This is a genomic window from Capnocytophaga genosp. AHN8471 (assembly GCF_016806945.1).
In the GTDB taxonomy this organism is placed as follows: Bacteria; Bacteroidota; Bacteroidia; order Flavobacteriales; family Flavobacteriaceae; genus Capnocytophaga; species Capnocytophaga periodontitidis.
Genome location: NZ_JAESPJ010000020.1, coordinates 56893 through 79212 on the forward strand (window position 1 = coordinate 56893; position 22320 = coordinate 79212).

Below are 22320 nucleotides of genomic sequence, written 5' to 3' on the forward strand. Positions count from 1 at the left end.
AAATCGATGAAAAATATTTATAAAATACTCATTTTTATAGCTATTCCGTTTTTACTTAACGCTTGTTTTAGTCTTGATCAAGAGCCTTATAAAGAGCTTAGCGAAAAAAACTCTTTTAAAAGTATACAAGACGCGCAATTTTGGGTAAACGGAATGTATGCTACCTTGCGTACGAATGTGTACGGAAGATCGATGTATGCTACTGATGCCCAAGCCGATTTCGCAAACTTAGCAAGGCGTTCCTCTAACTCTGATATCCTAACAGAAATTCACAATTGGACGTTGCTAACTTCATCAAATGGTGTAATAGCTACAATTTGGCAAAATTATTTCAATGCCATTCAAAATATAAACATAGGCTTAGAAGGTATTCCTACTATCCCTATATCGGCACAAGGGTCAGCAACCTCCACAGCGCAAATCAAACAAAATATGGGGGAACTCTATTTGGCACGTGCTTACTATTATACTTATTTAGTAACACACTATTGCCCTGCTTATGACGAAAGTTCAGTATATGGATTACCCTTGCTTGATAAACCTACTATTAATGATTTTCCTAACAGAAGTACTGTAAAAGAAACCTACGAGTTTATCTTAAACGATATAGCACGAGCTGAACAACTCTTATCTAATATAACTGGTAGCGCAGGAAAAGCTACTTTTTCTAAAGATGCCGTGGCAGCTCTTAAAGCCCGTGTACTACTTTATAAAGAAGATTGGGCAGGAGCTTATCAAGCGGCAAATGGGCTTATTTCAGCAGGAACTTACCCCTTAACTACTACTTCTCCTACTTTGCAAAATGCATGGGAGAAAGATGGTACTGCTGAAACAATAACACAGCTATACGCACGTTATGATAAAGGGAATACAGCCGAATTACCTAATGGTAACGATGTGTACTTAGGCGAAGAGAAAAGCTATTATACACAAAAAGTACTCTATTATTATCCTAAGCTAATCCCTACTCAATCATTTGTAGATTTATTTGATGATTCGGATTTTAGAAAAAGTATATACATCAAAAAATTATTTGCTAACTATGCAAGTACTAAATACGAAAATATCTATTTAGTATATAAATATCCTGATAACGACGTTCTAAAGAACAGCACTAGAGATGATCCTACCTATCTCCACCGTCCTAAAGTATTCCGGATTGCCGAAATATACCTTATTGCCGCCGAAGCTGCCTATAAAAACGGCGATCAAGCCAATGCTAAAATCTATTTAGATAGATTGCGTACCGCTCGCGGAATTGGTAGTGTAACCTATACCGACCTTTGGACTGAAATACAAAACGAACGCAACCGCGAACTTGCTTTCGAGGGCTTCCGTATGGCAGATATCAAGCGTTGGAATTTAGGCGTAGTACGTGGTACTCCTCAGAACCTCAGTGCTATTGTTTCAGATCCTGCTGACCAGTATTACCAACTTAATATCCCTGCGGGAAATTATAAAATGACTTGGCCAATCCCTCCTAGTGATATTCGCTATGAACAAGGTAGAGCCAATTGGCAACAAAATCCAGGTTGGTAATCTTTTGAAAATTATAATTAAATGAGGTTGTTCTATTTTTTAGGACAGAACAAATAACCTTATTAACAAAAAAGTCGCTAAGCATCTCGCTAAGCGACTTTTTTATTATCAAAATTAACATCTAAAAAACGTCCTTGATGTGTTTCATACTGTTGGCAATACTGCCTTTAGCTTCTGCAAAGTCACCTTGACCTATCTTCTTGATGATATTGGTTGCAAAACCTTTCATCTGTTCAAAAGTGATATGAGGAGGCATCGCTAAGGTATCGCGATTGGTGTAGATATTCACCAAAGTAGGTCCGTCGTGCTCGAAAGCTGCTTTTACGGTGGCTTCGAGATCTTCGGTTTTGCGCACTTCATAGCCTTTGATGTTCATCAGGTCGGCGAGTTTGTCGAAAGGTGGGTTTACCATATTGGTTTGCCAATCGAGGTAGCCCGATACTTCCATTTCGAGTTTCACCATTGCGAGCGAACGGTTGTTGAACACAAATATCTTCACAGGGTATTGGTATTGCATTAGGGTAGCCAAATCGCCCAAGAGCATTGATAGACCGCCATCGCCACACATTGCTACCACTTGTCTGCCTTTGGAGGAAGCTGCTGCCCCAATTGCCATTGGGAGGGCGTTTGCCATAGAACCGTGGTTGAACGAACCGGTGAGGTAACGTTTGCCCGTACCTTTGATGAAACGCGCTGCCCACACTACATTCATACCTGTATCGACAGTGAAAATAGCATCGTTGGCGGCGTATTTATCCAAAAGTTTAGCTGCATATTCAGGGTCTATTTGGTTCTCTTCGGTTTTCTTTTTGGTGTAATCGTCCAATGATTTTTCGAGATCCAAATACTCTTTGTGAATGTCTTTGAGGAAACTATCGTCGGTGCGAGGGGTGAGTTTAGGCAATAAGGCGGTAATGGTATCTTTCACATCGCCAGCAAAACCGTAATCTACTTTGGCACGACGCCCAATGATATCGGGGCGTTCATCTATTTGGATAATAGTGTTTTTCTTAGGTAAGAACTCCGCATAAGGGAAATCGGTGCCGAGCATTACGAGCACATCGGCTTTGGCGCAAGCATCATAACCTGAACGATGCCCGAGCAAGCCGTTCATTCCCGCTATATAAGGGCTATCGGCGCGGTCGAAGAATATTTTGCCACGGAAAGAAGCGACGATAGGCGCTTTAAGGGTTTCGGCAAGCTGTTCTACTTCTTTCACCGCATACTGGCAACCGTGACCGCAGTAAAGGGCTATTTTCTTGTTTTTAGCGTCGTTTAGTACGGCTGATAATTTGTCGAGTTCACTATCGGAAGGACGTACTACGGGTTTTGCTAAGAAGGTTTGTGTAGCAGTAGGTACCTCTTCGAGGTCGGCGCCTGCTACATCACCTGGGAGTCCCAACACCGCCACGCCTTTCTCGTTGATAGCCGTTTGTATGGCGCGTTGCATCATTGTGGTGAACTGTTTTGGGGTATTGGCTACATATACGTATTTACTGCAATCTTGAAACAGTAAGAAGGGGTTGGTTTCTTGGAACCAGTGGGTACCGAATTTATGGGTGGCGCAGGTACTGGCAATGGCAATCACAGGGTTGCCTGAGCGGTTGGCGTCGTAGAGTCCGTTGATAAGGTGCACGTGTCCAGGACCTGAACTTCCCATACAACAGCCTATGCCGTTTAGTTCGGCGTCCATAGAGGCTGCATAAGCTGCTGATTCCTCGTGGCGGACGTGTATCCACTCAAGGCGACCATCGCGACGGATGGCGTCGTTTACAGGGTTGAGGCTATCGCCGGTAATGGCATATACTCTTTTTACGCCTGCTTGTACTAACATTTCGACCAATTGGTCGGATACATTTTTGCTCATATATTTTATTATTAATGGTTTTTTATATGCAAAAATAATACCAATATATCATTTGTGAATAGAGATTAGAAGGTAGGAATTAGAATTTATGAGTCAAGAGTTGAAAAATGATTTTCTGAGCTAAAATTGGTATCTTTTTCTATAAAAGTACGTCAAGTGTTTTACAGTATCAGTGTAGATCCTAAAAATGCCAATCAATGGGGTAATTTTGAAGACTTAGGTGCGTATGAACCTTTATATGTCAGCAGTTTAGATGTACTTTAAAAGATAATCGTGAAGTAGAAGTACGCACTATGTATACTGACCAAGAATTTAGCTACAAATAATTTTTACTAATTGTTTTCATCTAAAAAAGAGGCTGTCCTAAAAGTTTTTCTTGAGAGGGCGTTTGCAGCACATACCCAGCTATCGCTGGCTTTCCTACATAACATACTCTAAAAGTAATTGATCAGGTTTATAGACTTTGTCAAAGTCCCAAAACTTTGACAAAGTTTATGATGTAAAAGCGATTTTTAGACTTTTCGGACAGCTCCTTTTTTTGGTTAATTAAAAATTTGTTCTAATATTTTAAAGGTGATGAGGTAGGTAGGTTTTACGCCTGTAGTACCTAAGCCACCAGAAGCGAGGGTACTCCCCGTTTCGAGGGGGTTATCGGAAGCGTAGTAAGCATAACGCACTTTTACATCTTCGCGTATACTCTTGCGTATTTTAGAAGCCGATTGTATCGCTTTTTGATAATGAACTCCTTCCATTTCCAAACCGACGGCATTCCACGTAGAGTGGAGGAAGAATTTTAGGATGTCCTTATTTTGGAGAGAAGTTCCGAGCACTGTAATCATCGAGCCTTCAAATACTTTGAGCCCGTTACCTTCAAAATCGGCTTTAGAAAATTCGTTGTGGAAAGGATAGTTATCGGCAGTACCTTCAAAGATATGCGCGGTAGGAATCATCAAGTCTCCTTTTTCGCCTTCCAAGATGCCCGCCTTGCCCATAATGGAAATGGAAAGTACATCGAGAAAATAAGTTTTGCCAGCTTTGTGATAAGGTTTTAGCAGTTCGTCGATAGTTTCATAGGCTTGTTCGCCAAAGGCGTAGTCCATCACAAAGATTATAGGTTTTTGGTTTTCATCAAGGTGATGCACTTTATAAGGAGTATCGGAAAAATCGATTTTAGCAGTATCGAAAAGTTGTACATCGATATTGGTACCTGAGGTATCGTCTACTGAAATCATTCCGTGTTTGTGTGCATAGGCTTTTACTTTTTTGCGCAGAGGTTCACTCTCGGGCAAGCTGAGGAGTTCAAAAAGTTCTATACGGGAACTCACTTTTACTTCGTTTGCAAGAGCTTTTTCGGCAAATAAGCTATTCATCACACTGTGCATATTGGCACTGATGATGTGGAGAGGGCGGTCTAAAAGTCCGTTTTTGAGGAGGATATGTTTGATGTGTTCAGCCCAGATTTCGCCGTGAAGGTGATGCCCGATGCGTTCGCGCAGTACGGTACTGAAGGTAATTACGCGTTTATCGTCGTTCACACGTTCGTTGAACGCTAATTTACCCAACCAGTAGATGATATGGATAAAGCGATCGGGGAAGGCGGGGGTAGCCAAAGCTTTGTAGGCAGTGAGAACTTCTTCAAAGGTGCGCCCTAATAAGTTACCGATGTGTATAAAAGTAGCTTCACGCTCAGCAAGAGTAAGTTTGTTCTTTTGGATATTAGCCTCGAGTTTAGCCCAATCGTGTGAGATTTTATTATCGTCTAAGAAAATGCGGTCGGCGATTTTGTGAGATTCTATAAATAGGAAAGTGAGGTGAGTGAGCACGTCGTAGATATCGGAACGGCCACGAGTAATTTCGATATTCATTTGCTCAGGGTCGATGCGATAGCAATTGCGGCGGCGTTTAGGGGGGATAATAGGTTTGAAGTGCGATTGGCGGTAGCCTTCATCGGCGATGAGGTTGATGTATTTACATTGCTCAATACCTTCGGGGAGGCGATCAAGCACATAGATGAGTCCGCTGAGTTCAGATTTACTTTCAGCGATAGTGCCGTAGATTTCGGGTCGGAGTACGAGTAGAGACTCGCGGAGTGCCTCGCCTGAGATGCCCATAGGTTTATAGAAGCCTCTTGAGAAGAGGTGTCGCATTGTTACGTACATACGCTCGATGGCGTTTGTGGATTCTTGTGCTCTGCTTTTCATATTATTCGTCGTATAATTCGTCTACTTTTTCGTAGACGAGGTCGGGTTCAAATCCTCGGTAGAGGAGGAAGTTGGCTAATTTAGCTTTGGCTTTATAAGGATTTTTTTCTTTGATAGTTGTTTGTTTTTTTTCGGCTAATAGGTCAAGAGTATCGGCATAATCATCATCGGTAATTTCGCTCAAGCCAGCTTCGATATTATAATCGGTAAGCCCTCGTGCTTTGAGTTCACGCTGGATGCGGAGTCGCCCCCATTTTTTGCCATAGAATTTACCGCGAGTGAAGCTTCGGGCATATCGTTCTTCGTTGAGGAATCCGTTGTGGATAAGGTGAACAAGGATATCGTCGATAGCCAAAGGGATCATCCCCATAGTGCGGAGTTTAGTAACCACCTCGCGATGGCAGCGTTCCTGATAGGCACAATAGGCTTCGAGGCGGGCTTTAGCTTCTTGGACGGTGTAAGTTTTCTTCAATTAATAATTAATTAAGAATTAGCAATTAACAGGTAATAATTTGCAAAAAAACCATCCTTTAGAGGATGGTTCTTAAGCATTATAATTTAAATCTTATCAGCTACTTTATTAGAAGATAGCTGCTAAGTCTTTTTTGTACTTAGCAAGTAAAGCTTTTGTCATACCATAGTTTGCTTTGGTTGAGTCTACTACTAAATAAATGAAATAACTACCATTTGCTGCCACATCAAGAATGTGATTTTGATCTGTTAGAACGATTATAATTTCATCTATTTTTTCCTTAGAAGCCAAACCGAGTACTTGAAGGGCATTTTGTTTAGCTTTTATTACCTCTAAGTTATAAGCAGAAGCTAAGTTAGGATCAAAACTAGGATCTACTGATTCTGCGCCGTAAGAAACCCCTGAACGTACTTCAGTTACTGAAACGGCAACGAATCCAGGAATGTTGTTTTTTACATCCTGAATAAATTTGTCTAAAACGTTTGTCATCTTGTAAGTTCTTTTAAAATTATTATTATTATTATTGAATAAAAAAATTAAGTGAGGCATCGAGCGGATTTGAACCGCTGTATAAGGTTTTGCAGACCTCCGCCTAACCCCTCGGCCACGATGCCTTTTACTGTTCAGGGTGCAAAAGTAGATTTATTTTTTTTAACTTCCAAATCTTTTTCGTTTTATTTTTACGATTACTTGTGCTACATCGCCTCCTATAGGAGGATTAATTTTGGCTATTTTAATCTTTAGTTTCTGAACCTGAGGGAGTTCTATAAAAATTTTATCGATGATGCGACCTGCTACATTTTCTAATAATTTAGCACGGATAGCCATTTCCTCTTTTACAATTTTATTTAGGTGCACATAATCCACAGTATCGATGAGTTCATCGGTTTGGATTGCTTTTTTTAAGTTGGCATAGATTTTTAAGTCGACACGATAATCACTACCGATAGCACCTTCTTCAGCAAGGCAACCATGATAGGCATAGACACGTATATTCTTTAGGATAATTTCTTCCATTTTTATCGTTGTGCACACTTACAGTTACTAACTCCTTGGAAGAGATCAAGGCCTAAGGTTAACATGTGGGTACCAGAGTTATAGCCTATGAGTTCGTTGAGGGTAATTTGATAAGAATAAGCGGCGTAGAACATACCGAGTTTAGCTCCTGCCATAGGGCCTATGTTGAGAGGGCGGAAGATTTGATCGTTGAGGGAGCGGTAGTTTAAACCTACCCAATAGTAATCTTCGATATCGAGCCAACGGAATTTGATATTGAAGTCGGTTGTGGAACGACCGTCGCTTTCGTAGTGTTGGAAGAGTACAGAGGGTTCGATTTCGAATTTACTATTTTTATCTCGTTTGTAGCGGTAGCCTCCATACACCATATAGTTGCGAAGCGCTTTAGGTTCTTCTTTATAGAAACGTTCGATATCTTTGTTGAGGATATTGAGGGCGGTGAGGTTTATCCACCATCTTTTATAACGATAAAGGACAGCGACATCGAAGTTGTGGTTCACGGTAAAGCGGTCGTTTGTAATTGCTTGGTCATTACCAGATATATTTTTATCGAATTTATCGATTTCTATTTTAAAGGTGTTCAAAGCGTAGGAGATACCGAAAGAGACGAAGTGGTTGTCATAACGGTCGAGAGTAAGGTGGTGGGCGAAAGTAGCTTTACCCCCCATTTGCCTAGTAAAACCATTGCGGTCGTTATAGAGCATCACCCCTGCCCCACTGCGTTCACCGAGACGCATATCACCTGCGAGTGATTGATAGTCGGGAGCGCCTTTTACACCTACCCACTGAGTAACCGCAGAGAGGCGGATGCGCACGAAGTCACCAATACCAGCGTAAGTAGGAGCGATAAGAAATTCGCTATCTGCTAAGTACTGATTTTGTTGTGGTAAATTTAGCTCTTGAGAGAAGGCTTTCGGAAAAGCACATACTGCTAAAACAAACAAAACTATTTTTTTCATTGTTGATAAAATTAAACTATTAGATTGCTATAATACTCAATTTTGATTTTGTGAAACATACCTATTAATATATAGGTACAACTCGCAAAATTTTCAGCAAAGATATTTATTTTTTTTGTGTTACACTACTATTTGAGTAAAAAAAAACGAATATTTAACGTATTTAGTTTTTTTTTAACATTTTTAAAGTGTGTTTTTCATTGTCTATTTTTCAATGAAAAATGTTTTTTATTGATGATATTTTAAATTTTATTGTATTTTATTGAATAATATTTATGTTTTAATTGATTTTATTGTATTTTTATTTTATTGAGAAAAGAATACCCTTTTCTGTGAGGTATGATGAATATTTTAACACTAAAGTAGACGGTGAAAAGTAAGAGATAAGAGATTTAAAATTTACTAATTTGCTAATTAGCTAATTTTCGCATACTTTTGTCGAAATTATTCATTGAAATAAAAAAATATGAGAAGATTCTCTTTTGTATAGGCGCTTTGGCTATTAAACCTATCAAACCTTGAGACCTATCGTATATAACAATTTTGTAGACTAACTACTTGGATAAAATTAGTATTCTGAAAAGATGTTGAAGTTCTCGAATTTTTCATACTACTCATCAATAAAGATTTTGATATTTTTACAAAACTATAAAAAATGGCAACAACGGCTTTTAAAAACAATTATCGCAATATTCGCATTGTAGTTCTCTGCTTTGTGGGGTATATTTTACTGAATTGGTTTTCTCCTTTTTTGATGCTACTCAACTATGATTTTGTGCGATTATTCATAACTTTTATCACTTCGGTTATCGTGATGATTCCTATTGTAATAGGATACAAATTATTGGATGATAAGGGAAATTACCTTCAAGTTTTTGGTGTAGAAGGTAATATTAAAGAAGGATTGATTGCAGGAGGTGTTCTATTTTTAGCCGCTTGGATATTTTCAATTTTTTCTTTGGATTTTTTACGCAATTTGGTTTATGTAAAAAGGCTTTTTTATATTTTTATAGAGGTTTTTGTCATTGATTTGTGTGTACAAGCATTCTTCTTTAGGAAAATCACCACCTACACTGGATGGAGCTTCTTTCGCATAATTTTGTTTTACGTGGCTATCTATTCGGCTGTAGCCCTTGTAACAGCATTCGTAAGTTTGTTATTTAACAGTGAAATCTTATCGAAAATAGGTGATGACCTGAAATTATTAAATATGATTCCTATGGACTTGTTATTAAAAGGAATTTTAAGCCTTCTGAGGTTTATTCTAACGGCTAGTTTTCTTTATTGGCTTTATGTAGAATGGAATTTCAATCTTTGGGTGGTAGTATTTGTGCATTTAGTATTGAACTTAGCCAATGGATTGACTTTTCTTAAAATTCCCATTTTTATACTGCTAATTGTCACAGGTGTGATAGGGACTATTCTATACAAGCGTGAGAAAGGCTTACCTTTAGCCATAAAGCGATTTTGGTCGTAGTACGACAAGTAATCGTAGCACGATTTACTTCTTCATTCCCATAAAAAAGAGTCCGTAGCAGCGTTCGTTTTCTTCTAATTGTAGAAAATCTTTCAGTTGAAACATAAAACCAGGGGTGCCCCAATAGCACCCTACAGCGTGGGCAGTGCAGGTGAGGTACATATTCTGTACTGCCATCGCTGTAGCAGCAATTTCTTCCCATTCGGCTACTTTACCACTAAAATGAACACTGATAGTTACAATGGCGTAAGATTTAGCCACTTTCCTTGCAATTTCATTCATTTTTATTTCGGAAAAACTCTCTGCTGGTACATTTTCTTTATATAAACGCACTAATTCTTCTCCCAAACGCACTTTTTCATCACCTTTATGCACTTTTAATCGCCAAGGTTCAGTGCGTTTGTGGTTAGGTGCCTCGTTAGCCGAGCTGATAATCTCTTGTAACACTTCTTCGGGTATAGGGGTATCGCTATATTCGGGTGGATACACACTTTTGCGAGAGGTAATGATATGCTTGAGTGTTTGGGCTTGTGTCATAATATTAAAAAAATAATGTTTAACGGGGCAAAGATAATAAATAAAGACGAATTATGAATTACGAAAAAAGGAGGTAACAAGGTTGTAACTTCAAAAAAAAATCGTACATTTGTAGCCTGATTAACCATTTAGAGTTCTGAACGAATGAAGAAACTTCTTTCTTTTGCCACTCTGTGGGTGGCTTTATCACTACACGCACAACAACAACCGGTGGATTATATCAATCCGTTGATTGGCACTTCTAATTTTGGCGCTACCCATCCTGGCGCAATTGCTCCCCGTGGTATGCTTAGCATTTCACCTTTCAACGTGGCATTCGATACTACTGGCGTAAAAGCTCCGCTTGAAAAAGACAGTCGCTGGCTTTCAAACCCTTATGTAAATGAAAATAAATTCTTCACGGGACTTACTCACGTGAACCTCAGTGGGGTGGGCTGTCCTGAATTAGGGGTGATTATCGCAATGCCTACCACTGGTAAATTGGAAATCAATCACCTAAAATACGGCTCTACTTACCAAAAAGAAGTCGCCAAAGCGGGTTATTACAGCAATTTCCTCACTAAATACAATATCAAAACCGAAGCTACTGCCACCACCCGCGCAGGTATCACTCGTTATCACTTCCCTAAAGGCGAAGCTAATTTGCTCATCAATCTCGGACTCGGACTCACCAACGAAAAGGGCGCGATGCTCAAATTCGTATCGCCTACCGAGGTGGAAGGAATGCGTATGGTAGGGACTTTCTGTTATAACAGTCCGGAGCTAGCTTATCCGGTGTATTTCGTAGCTAAAGTGAACAAAGTAGCCCCTTCTTATGGCGTTTGGCATCAGCCAGAAAAACACCAAGGTGTCGAAGCTCAATGGATGTGGTACAACGGCGAAACTCGCTTCAAAGAACAATTTGCCCGCGAGGTAGTAGGCGATACTATAGGGGCGTATTTCCGCTATAAATTTGATAAAGATGAAGTCGTGGAACTCAAAGTGGGTATTTCTTACGTGAGCATAGCCAACGCCCGTGAAAACCTTGAAAAAGAGATAGGCAACCGCACTTTCGACGAGGTGTATGCCGCTACCCGCCAAACGTGGAACGATGCCCTCCGTGCTACCGTAGAAGGCGGTACCGACGACCAAAAAACGATATTCTACACAGCGCTCTATCACGCGCTTATTCACCCGAATCTCCTAAACGATGTGAATGGCGATTACCCTGAGAGCAAAACTAACAAAATAGGCAAAAATCACGAGCGTTATACGGTGTTCTCATTGTGGGATACCTATCGCAATTACCACCAATTGCTTACCCTGCTCTACCCCGAACAGCAACTGCAAATGGTGCGCACGATGCTCGACATCTACAAAGAAAGTGGTTGGCTGCCCAAATGGGAACTCAATTCTACCGAAACCTTTACGATGGTGGGTGACCCTGCCAGCATAGTATTAGCGGACACTTATTTGCGCGGTCTTACCGATTTTGATATACAAACAGCTTATGAGGCGATGCTCAAAGGGGCGAATACCCTTGAAAACAACCCTATACGCCCAGGGGTGAAAGAGTATTGGAAATTGGGTTACCTAAGTGTAGATGGGGGTGTGAAAGGTCCTGTATCTACCACTCAAGAGTACAATGCTGCCGACTTTGCTATTGCGCAAATCGCTAAGAAGTTAGGCAAAAAAGCCGATTACGAGAAGTTTAACAAACAAGCCTATTCATATAGAAAACTATTCGACAAAGAAACCCATTTATTGCGTCCGCGTCACGCTGATGGCAAGTGGTATGCGCCTTTCAATCCCGAAAGTGGGGCTAACTTTGAAGAGAATGTGGGCTATATCGAGGGCAATGCGTGGCAGTACGTATATATGGTAACGCACGATGTAAACGGAATGATCAAACTAATGGGCGGTGAAAAACCTTTTGAAAAGCAACTCGACCATATTTTCGACAGTAAGCAGTACGATATGGCAAACGAACCCGATATTGCCTATCCGTATCTCTACAACTTCCTTAAAGGTAAAGAGTGGAAAACCCAACAGAAAGTAGACCAACTCATCAATGAGTATTTCCAAAACAAACCTGCGGGACTCCCAGGTAATGAAGATACAGGGGTAATGTCGGCTTGGCTCATTTATGGAATGGCAGGTTTTTATCCTATTACCCCTGCCGAACCTAACTATACTTTCACCTCGCCTAAGTTTACTAAAATCACCCTCAAACGCAATCCGCAGTATTATCCTGCTGGTGATTTGGTAATAGAAAGTAATGCTTCGCCTGAAAATATTTACATTAAGAATATTTACATCGACGACAAGCCTTACAAATCCTATTTTATCAGCCACGAGGCTTTGAAAAATGCAAAGAAAATACGATTTGAGTTAGGTAAGAGATAAGAGGTAAGAGGTAAGAAAAGCGTCACTACACTTTGCCAAAGTCTGAAACTTTGGCAAAGTTAAAAATGAAGAATTGTACAAAAATAGGTTTAAGATTGAACAAGCCAATGATTGGCTTGACGGATATAAAAGTTTGATAATGAGATGTAGGGTTTATCTCCAAGTTCCTCAAAAAAGTTTAAACACGTTTTGATAATAATAATGATCATACAAAAATTCCTTTATAGATATGTTATATACCTACTTTTGGTTTTTATTATATCTTGCAATAGCCAAAATAAGAATACTCACACAAATAATCAAAATAATTCTTTACAAAAGCTGAAAGATACTATCATATTAGATGGCTCAACAGAAGGAGAACAAATCTATTTATATGTCAATAAAATCACTCTTGATTCTATTATAGAGAGTGAAATTTTAGGTGAAACAGGAAAGGAGAGGTATTCATTTACCTTCAATGATCAACTAAAAAAAGCTAATCATATTCTTTATTCTTATGAAAAACCTATATACCTTTCAAAGAATGTAAAACTTAAGGTGAGTAAAGAAGAAGATTTATATTCTTCTAAAGAAGTAAAACAAAAATTAAATGAAAAATTTATGTTATATCATAACATCCTTTTCCGAAAAAAGATAGATTGTAAATGGTTTGGAAAATACACTTTAACACTCAATCAAAATAATGATGATTGGAGAGAAATTTATGATATTAAGATTGATATCTCAAAAGATTCTATAGTTTATGAAGCAAAAGGATACCAATTATATCAGAGATTTCTATTATCTGGAATCTCGAAAAAAGATACTTTATTTTTGTATATTAGCAATATAGAGGACAATATAGGAGGTGTTAATTTTGACGAAGAATCCAAAATTATAATGAAAGGAGAACAATTCTTTATAAAAAATGCGTATATTAATTCCTTATCAAAAAAAACTAATTCATCTTATAAATTAGAAAAAGAGAGACATAAGTAATTCACCGCTGACGCGAGCTTGTAGCTCGTGCCTAACAAATTAATAAATCAGTAAATTAAAAAACACAATGAAAAAAATCCATTTTTTATTAAAATTAACCTTGCTGTTATGCAGTTTTACGGGGTTGGCACAACCTAAATACTTTATCTTTGAAGAAAAGGGTAAGTTAGGATTAGTAGATTTGCAGGGAAAAACAGTGTTAGCCCTAGTAGACCGCTTAGGAGAATATAACGATTTTTTTATCACCTTTAATCAAGGGATTAGCACTATCTATAACCAAAATTTAAAGGTTGTATTTAGAGGAAAATACGATGATGTAGATTTCGGTCTTCAAGGAAACTATATCGTTAAGAAAAATCAGAAATACGGAGTGGTTACAGCAAATAACCAAATAGTTATTCCTTTCAAATATGATGAAATATATAACTTAGCAAACGGCTATAAAGTTACACTCAACGAAAAAAAAGGAGTAGTTAATAATAAAGGAAAACTAATTATACCTTTAAAATATGAGGATATCAGCCAACGACACAATTGTTATAAGGCAACTCTTGATGGAAAAGAAGGTATCCTTTCCCTTGATAACAAAACGCTTATCCCTTTTATGTATCAACAACTCCAGTTAGATAATTTCAACACTGAAACTTTGATTGTAGCTAAAAATGAAGAAGATAAAGTAGGCTTCATTAATACTAAAAATGAATGGGTAATTTCTCCTATCTATAGACTTGCCTCTCCTTTTCAAAACGGACTTGCTTTTGTACGTAATGAACAGAAAAAATCTATGCTTATCAACACAAAAGGTGAAGTAGTAATAAAAGGATTTGACGGGTTAGAATACTACAATTCAAATATAATTGTAGTACGAGATTATCAATGGAATTATAGTGTATATAATTATAAAGGAGAGCTTTTAGATGTTTACAATAGCTTTTATGAAAATCATTATGGCGAGCAAGTACATAGAGTCTCTAAACAAGATAAATATGGTTTTATTGATAGTAATGGCAAGGTGATAATTCCTTTAGAATACCAAGGAGCTAATGAACTTAGGGAAGGATTAATTCCTGTAATAAAAAATGATAAATGGGGCTGTATCAACCTTAAGAATGAAGTAGTCATCCCTTTCCAATTTATAGGAAGTTTAGGCGTTTTTGAGAATGGTGTTGCAGTTTATAGCAAAGGACCAGAATCAAAAATGGGGTATTCTTGGTCTCAATGTGGACTCATCAATAACAAAGGAGAAGTGATAGTTGAGCCTAAATACAAACGAATAGAATATCTTGCAGGAAATATCGCTATTATAACTATTGGAAATGACAAATATCTATACGATTTTGTAAAAGATAAGAAACTTAAGCGCCTCACACCTGATGACCTCATAAATTCTGTTGAAATAGGGGCTTCAGATTAAAGATAATAATTAACACATCAACAAATCGCCTTTGCGTAATTTGTCACTCGTAATTCGTAATTATTATGCGTAAACTTCATTTAATATTTTCCCTGATAGCAGGGGTATTCATACTGCTGGGGGCTCTCACGGGAGGTATCCTAGCTGGTGAATCGGTGTATAACCAGACGTTGCCTTACAAAAGTGCAGCGTTTGAAAGCACTACCCTTGCCCAAACAATTGCCGTTTTGAAGGAAAAGAATATAGATGCCCTTAAACTCACTATCGACCGCAATCATTTTGTGCAAATAGAGACGGCTGAGGGTGAAAAACTCTTTATCCATCCGCAATCGGGGGAGGTTATCAAAGGGGATTACAAACCCTCGAAGTTTATACAGTTCGTCAAAACGCTACACCGCTCGCTCTATATGGGCAAAACGGGACGGGTGATTATGGGGCTTACAGCCTTGTGTTTGTGTGTAGTAGCCTTGTCGGGTATATGGCTCATCGCCCGCAAACAGCAACGCTGGGGCAGGTTCTTCCACAAACTTCCTCAAGAAAAATTCTACAATCATTACCACAGTGCTCTGGGGCGCTGGGCGCTCGTGCCTATCTTTATCATTGCCCTCACGGGGGTGTATATGATGCTCGAAACAGTGGAAGTGTTTCCTAAGTTCAAAGCCGAACACAATTACGATGTTAGCACACTACAAGAAACACCCGCAAAACCCGCTAAAGACTTCCCCGTTTTCCAAGTGCCTCTCGCCGAAGTGCGTCAAGTAGAATTCCCTGCTTTTGAAGATGTAGAAGAGGTTTATAAAGTAGATTTTATCGATAAAAATATAGTAGTCAATCAGTTTACGGGCGAGGTGATTAGCACCTCCACTTCTCCTTACAAAGGCTTGGCGTATTTGGTGCGCACCCTGCACATCGGCAAAGGGCATTACCTCTGGGCGACCGTGTTGTTGCTCTCGTGTGTGGTGCTGTTATTCTTTCTCTACTCTGGCTTTGCGATGACCCTCAGAAAACGAAAGAAAGGCATCAACAATCCGTTTGATAAAAGCGAATGTGAATACATAGTGTTAGTAGGCACTGAAGGGGGCTCCACCCGCAAGTTTGCTATCCTTTTCCATAACGAACTCCTCCGTTTGGGCAAGCGTTCCTACCTCACCGATATGGATGCCTACACTCGTTTTGCTAAAGCAGAGCAACTCATTGTATTTACTTGCACTTATGGCGATGGTGAGGCGCCTATCAATGCGACTCACTTTGCGCACTTATGGGCGAAATATCCCCCCACACAACCTTTGGCGTATAGCGTACTCGGTTTTGGCTCTGACTCTTACCCCGATTTCTGCAAATATGCCAAAGAAGTAGATCAACTATTGTCGGCTACTGCACAAGCAGAGTGTGCACTGTCTTTGCATACCGTAAACGACCAAGACTTTGGTCAGTTTAAAGCGTGGGCAACGGCTTGGGCTATGGCGCAAAAGCTCTCTTTGGCTTTGCCTGATGATTTCAGTGTACAACCTCAGCGCAAACCGCTCTCTTTCACCGTAACAGAGAAAACGCCTGTAATGGACGACGATATTTTCCTAATAGCCCTCCACCCTTCCGAAAAAAGTAGTTTTACCTCTGGCGACCTTTTGGGCATTACCCCTGAAGACGGACGCGAACGACTTTATTCGGTTGCCAAATACCAAGGAGATGTGTGGTTGAGCGTGAAGCTACACTCACAAGGGGTGGTGTCTAACCTGCTGAACAATTTGCAAATAGGCGATACGTTGCAAGCTGCTTTGGTAGCCAACAAACATTTCCATTTCCCTAAAAAAGCGCCCCAAGTGGTCTGTATTGCCAATGGTTCGGGGATGGCGCCTTTTATGGGAATGATAGCCGAAAATACCCAAAAGAAACCTATCACCCTGATATGGGGTTGTCGCCGTGAAGCCTCTTTGGAAATCTACCGCCCTTATATAGAACAGTTTACTCGCGAAGGAAAGATAGCCAACTATTGGCAAGCCCTCTCGCGTGAAGGTGATAAATTCTATGTGCAAGACATCTTGCAAAGAGAAGCTCTTTTCTTTGCTGAACTCCTTAAAAACAAAGGAATTATAATGATATGCGGGTCGGTTGCAATGGAAAAAGCGGTGACCGAAGTCTTAGAGGCGATTTGTAGAGAGCATTTAGAAAAACCGCTGAGCTACTACCAAAATAAAGGACAAATCAAAACGGATTGTTATTGATTAGATAAGAGGAAAGAATATGACAACACATTTTTTATACATAGAACCTAATACTTCAATAGAGGAAGTAAAGTTGCTTTTTGAGGCGCATTTGCTTTCAGCTTTGCCCGTGTGCGAAGGCAATACTTTTATAGGGGTACTCCGCAAAGAAACAGTAGATGAGGAGGATAAAGAAGCTACAGTAGCCGATTATCAATATGCGTTAGAACGCTTTTTTGTACCGCTAACCGCAACGTGGGATGTTGTGGTAGAGGCTTTTGGACGCTATCACACCGATATGCTGCCCGTTATCAACAAAGAAGAACACTTTATAGGCTACTATCACTTAGATGAGTTTGTGCTACAACTCACCCAAACCCCTTTTATACAAGAAGCAGGACAGGTGCTTATCTTACAGAAAGATGCGCTGAGCTATTCGTTTGCTGAAATTAGCAGAATTGTAGAGGAAAACGGGGGGATACTTTTAGGACTTTATCTCTCCAATCGCACGGAAGACAACGTGCATATCACACTCAAACTCGCAAGCGAACGATTTTCGGATATACTACAGGACTTCCGTCGTTATGGCTATGGTATCCTCACCGAAAAAGACGACGATCACTACCGCCAAGAACTCAAAGACATCGCTGATTATTTTGAAAAATACTTAGACTTAGGTAACAGATAAGAGATAAGAATAATCTTTAACTAAATATATACTATGAAACGTTTTTTAACTACAATTTTATGGTTTTGTGCTGCTTATGTTGGCTTTGCGCAAACTGCGATAGGGGTGAAAGTGAATACACCATTGCATACTTTTAATTTTTTCAACGATCTCACCTCTAACGAAAGTTATGATATTGAGATTTATCCGCGAATTGCTGCTTTTAATTCAGGTGTATTTGCGCATTTCCAACTCGCCAAACGTTGGGCATTACAAACTGAAGCGCTTTATCGCCGAGAAACATTGTCATTTCGTCCTAAAGATAGTAGTTGGGATACCGAAGAACGCCCTTATTATGAGTTTGATTACTTAGAAATCCCTCTTATGATGCAATTCGAGGGCAAAAAACCCGTTAGAGGATTTACACAGTTAGGTTTTTCACCCAAAATCAGTACAAGAGCAGCTTTTAGAGATAAAGGAAGTAATGAGGTGCAAGATATGGAATACTATTTTGGCACAGGACAACTACACATCAACTTCAATATAGGAGGAGGGTTGCTCGTAGAACGCTCCAGATGGTTGTTGTTCGCCGAAGCGCGTTATTCAGTTAATCTCACCAAAATGGCAACGAATAGCGGTTCGCCTTATTTAAATTTCATAGAAGCGAGAAATCATACCTTTACATTTTCGTTAGGCGCAGGCTATAAATTCTCTAAAAAGAAAAATAATACTCCTCCTTCTGAAGAGGTGGTAACTCCTACTGAAGAAGTCATCACTCCTACTGAAGAAGTCGTAACTCCTACTGAAGAGGTAAATAAAGAACCTATAACCGAATAATCATTCACTAAATATATTATGAAACGTTTTTTTATTACCATTGCTTTTTTGAGTGTTACTACATTCAGTTTTGCACAAACCGCGATAGGGGTGAAAGTAACCGACCCTCTATCAGCTGTTAGCTTAATAACTCCTTTATATACAGCTACCAATGTTGATATAAAAACCTACAATGCCTTTGTTAGCCTTGGAGGATTCGTTCGTATTCCTTTAAAAGAGCGTTGGGTATTACAAAGTGAATTGCTTTTTAAGCACGAAGCTGTGCGTTTTAGAATAGAGAATAGCAGTAAAGATTCTTATTATAGATTTGAATACTTGGACGTGCCTTTCTTAGTACAATACGAAGGTAAGAAAGCGTTTAGAGGTTTTGGTTTTGTAGGTTTTTCACCTAAAATTCTCTTCTCTTCTGCTTTTTATGATGCCTCTAAAAATGTTACTTACAGAGGGAGTTCGCAATTCAATACAGTGATGTTGATGGGACATATTGGAGGAGGTGTGCTATTTGAGCGCCCTAAATGGATTTATACAGTTGATGCTCGTCTTTCTACCAATATAACGAACTTAGCATCGGGAAGCCGTACAGAATATATCAATTTTGATAAAGCGAGAACATTTGTGTTTGGCATTTCGTTAGGTGCGGGCTATAAATTCTCTAAAAAGAAAAATAATACTCCTCCTACTGAAGAGGTAGTAACTCCTACTGAAGAGGTAAATAAAGAACCCATAACCGAATAATCTTTCACTAAAGATATTATGAAACGTTTTTTAATTACTGCTATGCTTTTAAGTATTTCGGCATTTAGCTATAGCCAAATAGCCGTAGGGGTGAAAGTTGCTAATCCGTTTGTAGCAGTTAATGTAATGAAACATCAAATTGCAAATACACCTAAGGGGATTAGAAACGGAGGAGGTATTTTTGGTGAGTTTTATATAGGGGCTTTTAATATAGGAGCTTTTATGCGAATACCTCTAAAAACACATTGGGCACTACAAACCGAAGTGTTGTTCAAGCGTGAAGGGGTTTGGTTTTTTCATCAAGAGGAAACAATAGAAGAACTTCTCTCTGATCGCGGGGTATATAAATTTTGGTATGCTGAGGTTCCTATCCTGTTACAATGGGAGGGAAAACGCACCGTAAGAGGGTTTGCTCAATTAGGAGTCTCTCCTAAATTCTTAACTTTAGCAAAGTATTCTGCTGTTTTAGAAAAAGGCGACCATAATGTTACGAGCTCTTTTAATAGGGTTGTTCTCAATTTAAATATTGGGGGAGGTGTTTTATGGAACAGAAGAGATTGGGTTTTTACTGCTGATGGAAGACTCGCTACCAACCTTACACCACTTACCTCTAAAAAGAACACCCCTGATATTGATTTCAGTAAGGCACAAAGCTATTATTTTGCGTTTTCTTTAGGAGCAGGTTACAAACCTTTTAAAAAGAAAGCATTGCCTTTAGAAAAGGCTATTCCTCAGGAAGAGCTCCCAACAATTACTAATGACAGTATTCCTGCTGAGGTGAATACATCACAAGAACAAGAATTTTAGTTTTTTAACTCAATATATTATGAAACGTTTTTTAATCATCATCATCATTTTTTTGAGTGTTACTACATTTAGCTTTGCGCAAACTGCGATAGGGGTGAAAATCAATAGCCCTGCAAGTACTTTTACGATTATTACACCCATACAATCTATGGAAGGGTATAATGTGGAGTATTTTGGAAAAACAGGCGTAGTGAACTCAGGTTTTTTCTTGCGAATACCCTTCAAAACTCATTTCGCTTCACAAATAGAGTTGATGTATAAGCGCGAGGCGATTCCGTATCGCCCTGAAGGCTCTGATTTAAAATTGCAAGACCGCCGTCACATTCGTTTTGATTACTTAGAAATGCCTTTCTTATTACAATTTGAGGGTAAAAAGTGGTTTAGAGGTTTTGGACAAATAGGATTAGCTCCTAAAATCTTGCTTTTGGCATCGTATTCTGAAAAACAGAACAGTGAGAAGTTTAATATGACACAATATTTCAACCAAGCCTCTCTTAGTTTCCACGTAGGTGGAGGAGTGATGTGGGAGATTCCTAAATGGATTTTCACCGTTGATGCTCGTTTTTCTACGAACCTTACCCCCCTTACCAATCAAGAATACATTCCTCATCTTTATTTTAAAGATGCTAAAAGTTACTACTTTGCAATTTCTATAGGTGCAGGTTTAAAACTCTCTAAAAACAAGAATGAACAACCTAATGTTCAAGAACCGGTATATCCTTCAAGTGAAGAACCAGTATACCAAGAGGTAAAAGAAGAGCCTGCACCCCAAGAAGTAAAAGAAGGGGAATAACGCTTATCAGTGTCCTAAAATCAGGATTTCATCATCGTTTAAAAGGGTATCGTTGCGGAAGCGCAGAAGAATTTGCGCAACCGTAATGGTATCTTTTTCGCAATAGGTAGCTATACGATCGATATCACCTTCGTTGTAGAACACATTGCGCACTTCGCTGCCATCGATATCGTCTTTAGGAGAGGGTATGCCCAAAATATGAGCTAAGAGTTTCAGTGAAGTATAGTGTTTGTAATCGCCGAATTTCCACATTTCCATCGTATCGAGATGAGGGATTTCCCAAGGTTTTTTGCCAAAGAGCTGTAGCTTTTGCGGAATTTCTATCCCGTTGATAATCATACGGCGGGAGATATATGGAAAATCGAATTCCTTGCCGTTATGGGCACAAAACAATTTATTAGGACGTGAAAAATGTTCGTTTACTAATCTGCTGAAATCTTCTAACAAATTCTTTTCTTCACCTGTGAACGAGGTTACTCTAAAGGTGCGTTGCTGATGCCTGAATGAAAAATAGCCTACTGATATGCACACAATTTTCCCGAACTCAGCCCAAATACCTGCGCGGTCGTAGAACTCTTCAGCAGAGAACTCTTCCTTGCGTTGGTAACGCGTTTTTTCTTCCCAAAGCATTTGAGTTTCAGCCGACAATTCGCTGTACTGTTCGTGTAATGGTACAGTTTCTATATCCAAAAAAAGTATGTCGTTTAAATTGAGTTTGTGAAGCATTACTGTTTTTTTATCTGAAAGCGAATATAGGTAATGGGTTTGCCTTGTTCTAAATAGAACTGTTCGTAGAAGGTTTTAATTTCGGTTACTTCTGGGGGTACGCCATCGCTGTTGTAGATATTGTGATTGGCATAAAGCACTTTATGTCCTGCTCCGTGTAACAAGCCCAAGGTATAACCGTGCATAAACTCACTATCGGTTTTGAGGTGCACATAGCCATCGGGGGCGAGGATACGCTCGTAACGTGCGAGAAAATCGGCGTTTGTGAGGCGGTGTTTGGTACGTTTATATTTTATTTGCGGATCGGGGAAAGTAATCCATATTTCACTCACTTCACCAAGGGCAAAGCATTTTTCGATGAGTTCTATTTGAGTGCGGAGGAAAGCTACATTGGCGATATTTTCTTCTATAGCAGTTTTAGCTCCTCGCCAAAAGCGCGCTCCTTTGATATCTATTCCTATAAAATTCTTCTCGGGATGACGTTTTGCTAACCCTACTGAATACTCGCCTTTGCCACAGCCCAATTCTAAAACTATAGGGTGGTTGTTTTTGAAATAGAGCTCATTCCAACGTCCTTTATAGGCAAAAGCATCGGTGAGGAGTTCGTCGCGTGAGGGCTGAATTACATTAGCAAAGGTTTTATTTTCTTCGAATCGTTTGAGTTTATTTTTGCTTCCCATAGGTAAGTGAAAAGTGAATAGTGAA

Annotated in this window: 20 protein-coding genes and 1 tRNA gene; 11 read left to right on the top strand and 10 right to left on the bottom strand. The window is 39.2% G+C overall.

Features of this window, described 5'->3' with window-relative positions; genetic code table 11:
- Positions 1–6 precede the first annotated feature (6 nt).
- A complete protein-coding gene (locus JMN12_RS09285; protein ID WP_198475022.1) occupies positions 7–1539 on the top strand; it encodes a RagB/SusD family nutrient uptake outer membrane protein in 1533 nt (510 codons plus the stop codon).
- A 121-nt stretch (positions 1540–1660) separates the two neighbouring features.
- On the opposite strand, the gene JMN12_RS09290 is transcribed toward JMN12_RS09285, so the two are convergent.
- The 7 genes from JMN12_RS09290 to JMN12_RS09320 form a co-directional block, all read right to left on the bottom strand.
- Complete coding sequence (locus JMN12_RS09290; RefSeq protein ID WP_203081590.1) at positions 1661–3406, bottom strand: thiamine pyrophosphate-dependent enzyme; 1746 nt, start codon at positions 3404–3406, stop codon at positions 1661–1663.
- 542 nt (positions 3407–3948) lie between these two features.
- On the bottom strand, positions 3949–5607 hold the full coding sequence (locus tag JMN12_RS09295; protein WP_009412586.1) for a DUF6909 family protein: 1659 nt from the start codon (positions 5605–5607) through the stop codon (positions 3949–3951).
- Between the two features lies 1 nt (position 5608).
- Positions 5609–6079: a regulatory protein RecX gene (locus JMN12_RS09300; RefSeq protein ID WP_009412587.1), complete on the bottom strand. Its 471-nt coding sequence runs from the start codon at positions 6077–6079 to the stop codon at positions 5609–5611.
- 108 nt (positions 6080–6187) lie between these two features.
- Positions 6188–6568, bottom strand: a complete 381-nt coding sequence (locus JMN12_RS09305; RefSeq protein ID WP_009412588.1) for a hypothetical protein — start codon at positions 6566–6568, stop codon at positions 6188–6190.
- Positions 6569–6622: 54 nt separating this feature from the next.
- Positions 6623–6693, bottom strand: a tRNA-Cys gene (locus tag JMN12_RS09310).
- Positions 6694–6730: 37 nt separating this feature from the next.
- The gene (gene folB / locus JMN12_RS09315) at positions 6731–7096 is read right to left on the bottom strand and encodes a dihydroneopterin aldolase (RefSeq protein ID WP_009412589.1); all 366 of its coding nucleotides are present in this window, start codon (positions 7094–7096) and stop codon (positions 6731–6733) included.
- Positions 7097–7098: 2 nt separating this feature from the next.
- Entirely contained in the window at positions 7099–8055 is a 957-nt protein-coding gene (locus JMN12_RS09320; protein ID WP_203081592.1) for a type IX secretion system membrane protein PorP/SprF, read from the bottom strand.
- 655 nt (positions 8056–8710) lie between these two features.
- Here JMN12_RS09320 and JMN12_RS09325 point away from each other — a divergent pair.
- Complete coding sequence (locus tag JMN12_RS09325; RefSeq protein WP_203138775.1) at positions 8711–9532, top strand: hypothetical protein; 822 nt, start codon at positions 8711–8713, stop codon at positions 9530–9532.
- Between the two features lie 24 nt (positions 9533–9556).
- Here the strand turns inward: JMN12_RS09325 and JMN12_RS09330 are convergent, their stop codons facing one another.
- Complete coding sequence (locus tag JMN12_RS09330; protein WP_203138776.1) at positions 9557–10069, bottom strand: nitroreductase; 513 nt, start codon at positions 10067–10069, stop codon at positions 9557–9559.
- A 144-nt stretch (positions 10070–10213) separates the two neighbouring features.
- Here JMN12_RS09330 and JMN12_RS09335 point away from each other — a divergent pair, with 144 nt between their 5' ends.
- From JMN12_RS09335 to JMN12_RS09375, 9 genes are all read left to right on the top strand, one after another.
- Complete coding sequence (locus tag JMN12_RS09335; protein ID WP_203138778.1) at positions 10214–12454, top strand: GH92 family glycosyl hydrolase; 2241 nt, start codon at positions 10214–10216, stop codon at positions 12452–12454.
- Between the two features lie 201 nt (positions 12455–12655).
- Positions 12656–13435, top strand: coding sequence for a hypothetical protein (locus tag JMN12_RS09340; protein WP_178977424.1), 780 nt, complete (start codon positions 12656–12658; stop codon positions 13433–13435).
- 67 nt (positions 13436–13502) lie between these two features.
- Positions 13503–14849, top strand: a complete 1347-nt coding sequence (locus tag JMN12_RS09345) for a WG repeat-containing protein (RefSeq protein ID WP_203138779.1) — start codon at positions 13503–13505, stop codon at positions 14847–14849.
- 65 nt (positions 14850–14914) lie between these two features.
- Positions 14915–17071 carry a PepSY domain-containing protein gene (locus JMN12_RS09350; RefSeq protein ID WP_203138780.1) on the top strand — a complete coding sequence of 719 codons (2157 nt, stop codon included), beginning with the start codon at positions 14915–14917 and terminating at the stop codon, positions 17069–17071.
- A 19-nt stretch (positions 17072–17090) separates the two neighbouring features.
- Positions 17091–17738 carry a CBS domain-containing protein gene (locus JMN12_RS09355; protein ID WP_203138784.1) on the top strand — a complete coding sequence of 216 codons (648 nt, stop codon included), beginning with the start codon at positions 17091–17093 and terminating at the stop codon, positions 17736–17738.
- A 33-nt stretch (positions 17739–17771) separates the two neighbouring features.
- On the top strand, positions 17772–18554 hold the full coding sequence (locus tag JMN12_RS09360) for a porin family protein (RefSeq protein ID WP_203138785.1): 783 nt from the start codon (positions 17772–17774) through the stop codon (positions 18552–18554).
- Positions 18555–18572: 18 nt separating this feature from the next.
- A complete protein-coding gene (locus JMN12_RS09365; protein ID WP_203138786.1) occupies positions 18573–19289 on the top strand; it encodes a porin family protein in 717 nt (238 codons plus the stop codon).
- A gap of 18 nt (positions 19290–19307) precedes the next feature.
- Positions 19308–20096 carry a porin family protein gene (locus tag JMN12_RS09370; protein WP_203094070.1) on the top strand — a complete coding sequence of 263 codons (789 nt, stop codon included), beginning with the start codon at positions 19308–19310 and terminating at the stop codon, positions 20094–20096.
- Positions 20097–20115: 19 nt separating this feature from the next.
- Positions 20116–20889 (top strand): porin family protein, encoded by a 774-nt coding sequence (locus JMN12_RS09375; RefSeq protein WP_203094069.1) that lies wholly within the window; start codon positions 20116–20118, stop codon positions 20887–20889.
- A 6-nt stretch (positions 20890–20895) separates the two neighbouring features.
- On the opposite strand, the gene JMN12_RS09380 is transcribed toward JMN12_RS09375, so the two are convergent.
- Both JMN12_RS09380 and trmB read right to left on the bottom strand, forming a co-directional pair.
- Entirely contained in the window at positions 20896–21615 is a 720-nt protein-coding gene (locus tag JMN12_RS09380) for a 3'-5' exonuclease (RefSeq protein ID WP_009412604.1), read from the bottom strand.
- The gene (gene trmB, locus JMN12_RS09385; protein WP_203138787.1) at positions 21615–22295 is read right to left on the bottom strand and encodes a tRNA (guanosine(46)-N7)-methyltransferase TrmB; all 681 of its coding nucleotides are present in this window, start codon (positions 22293–22295) and stop codon (positions 21615–21617) included. Before trmB ends, JMN12_RS09380 begins: the two co-directional genes overlap by 1 nt.
- Between the last annotated feature and the right edge of the window lie 25 nt (positions 22296–22320).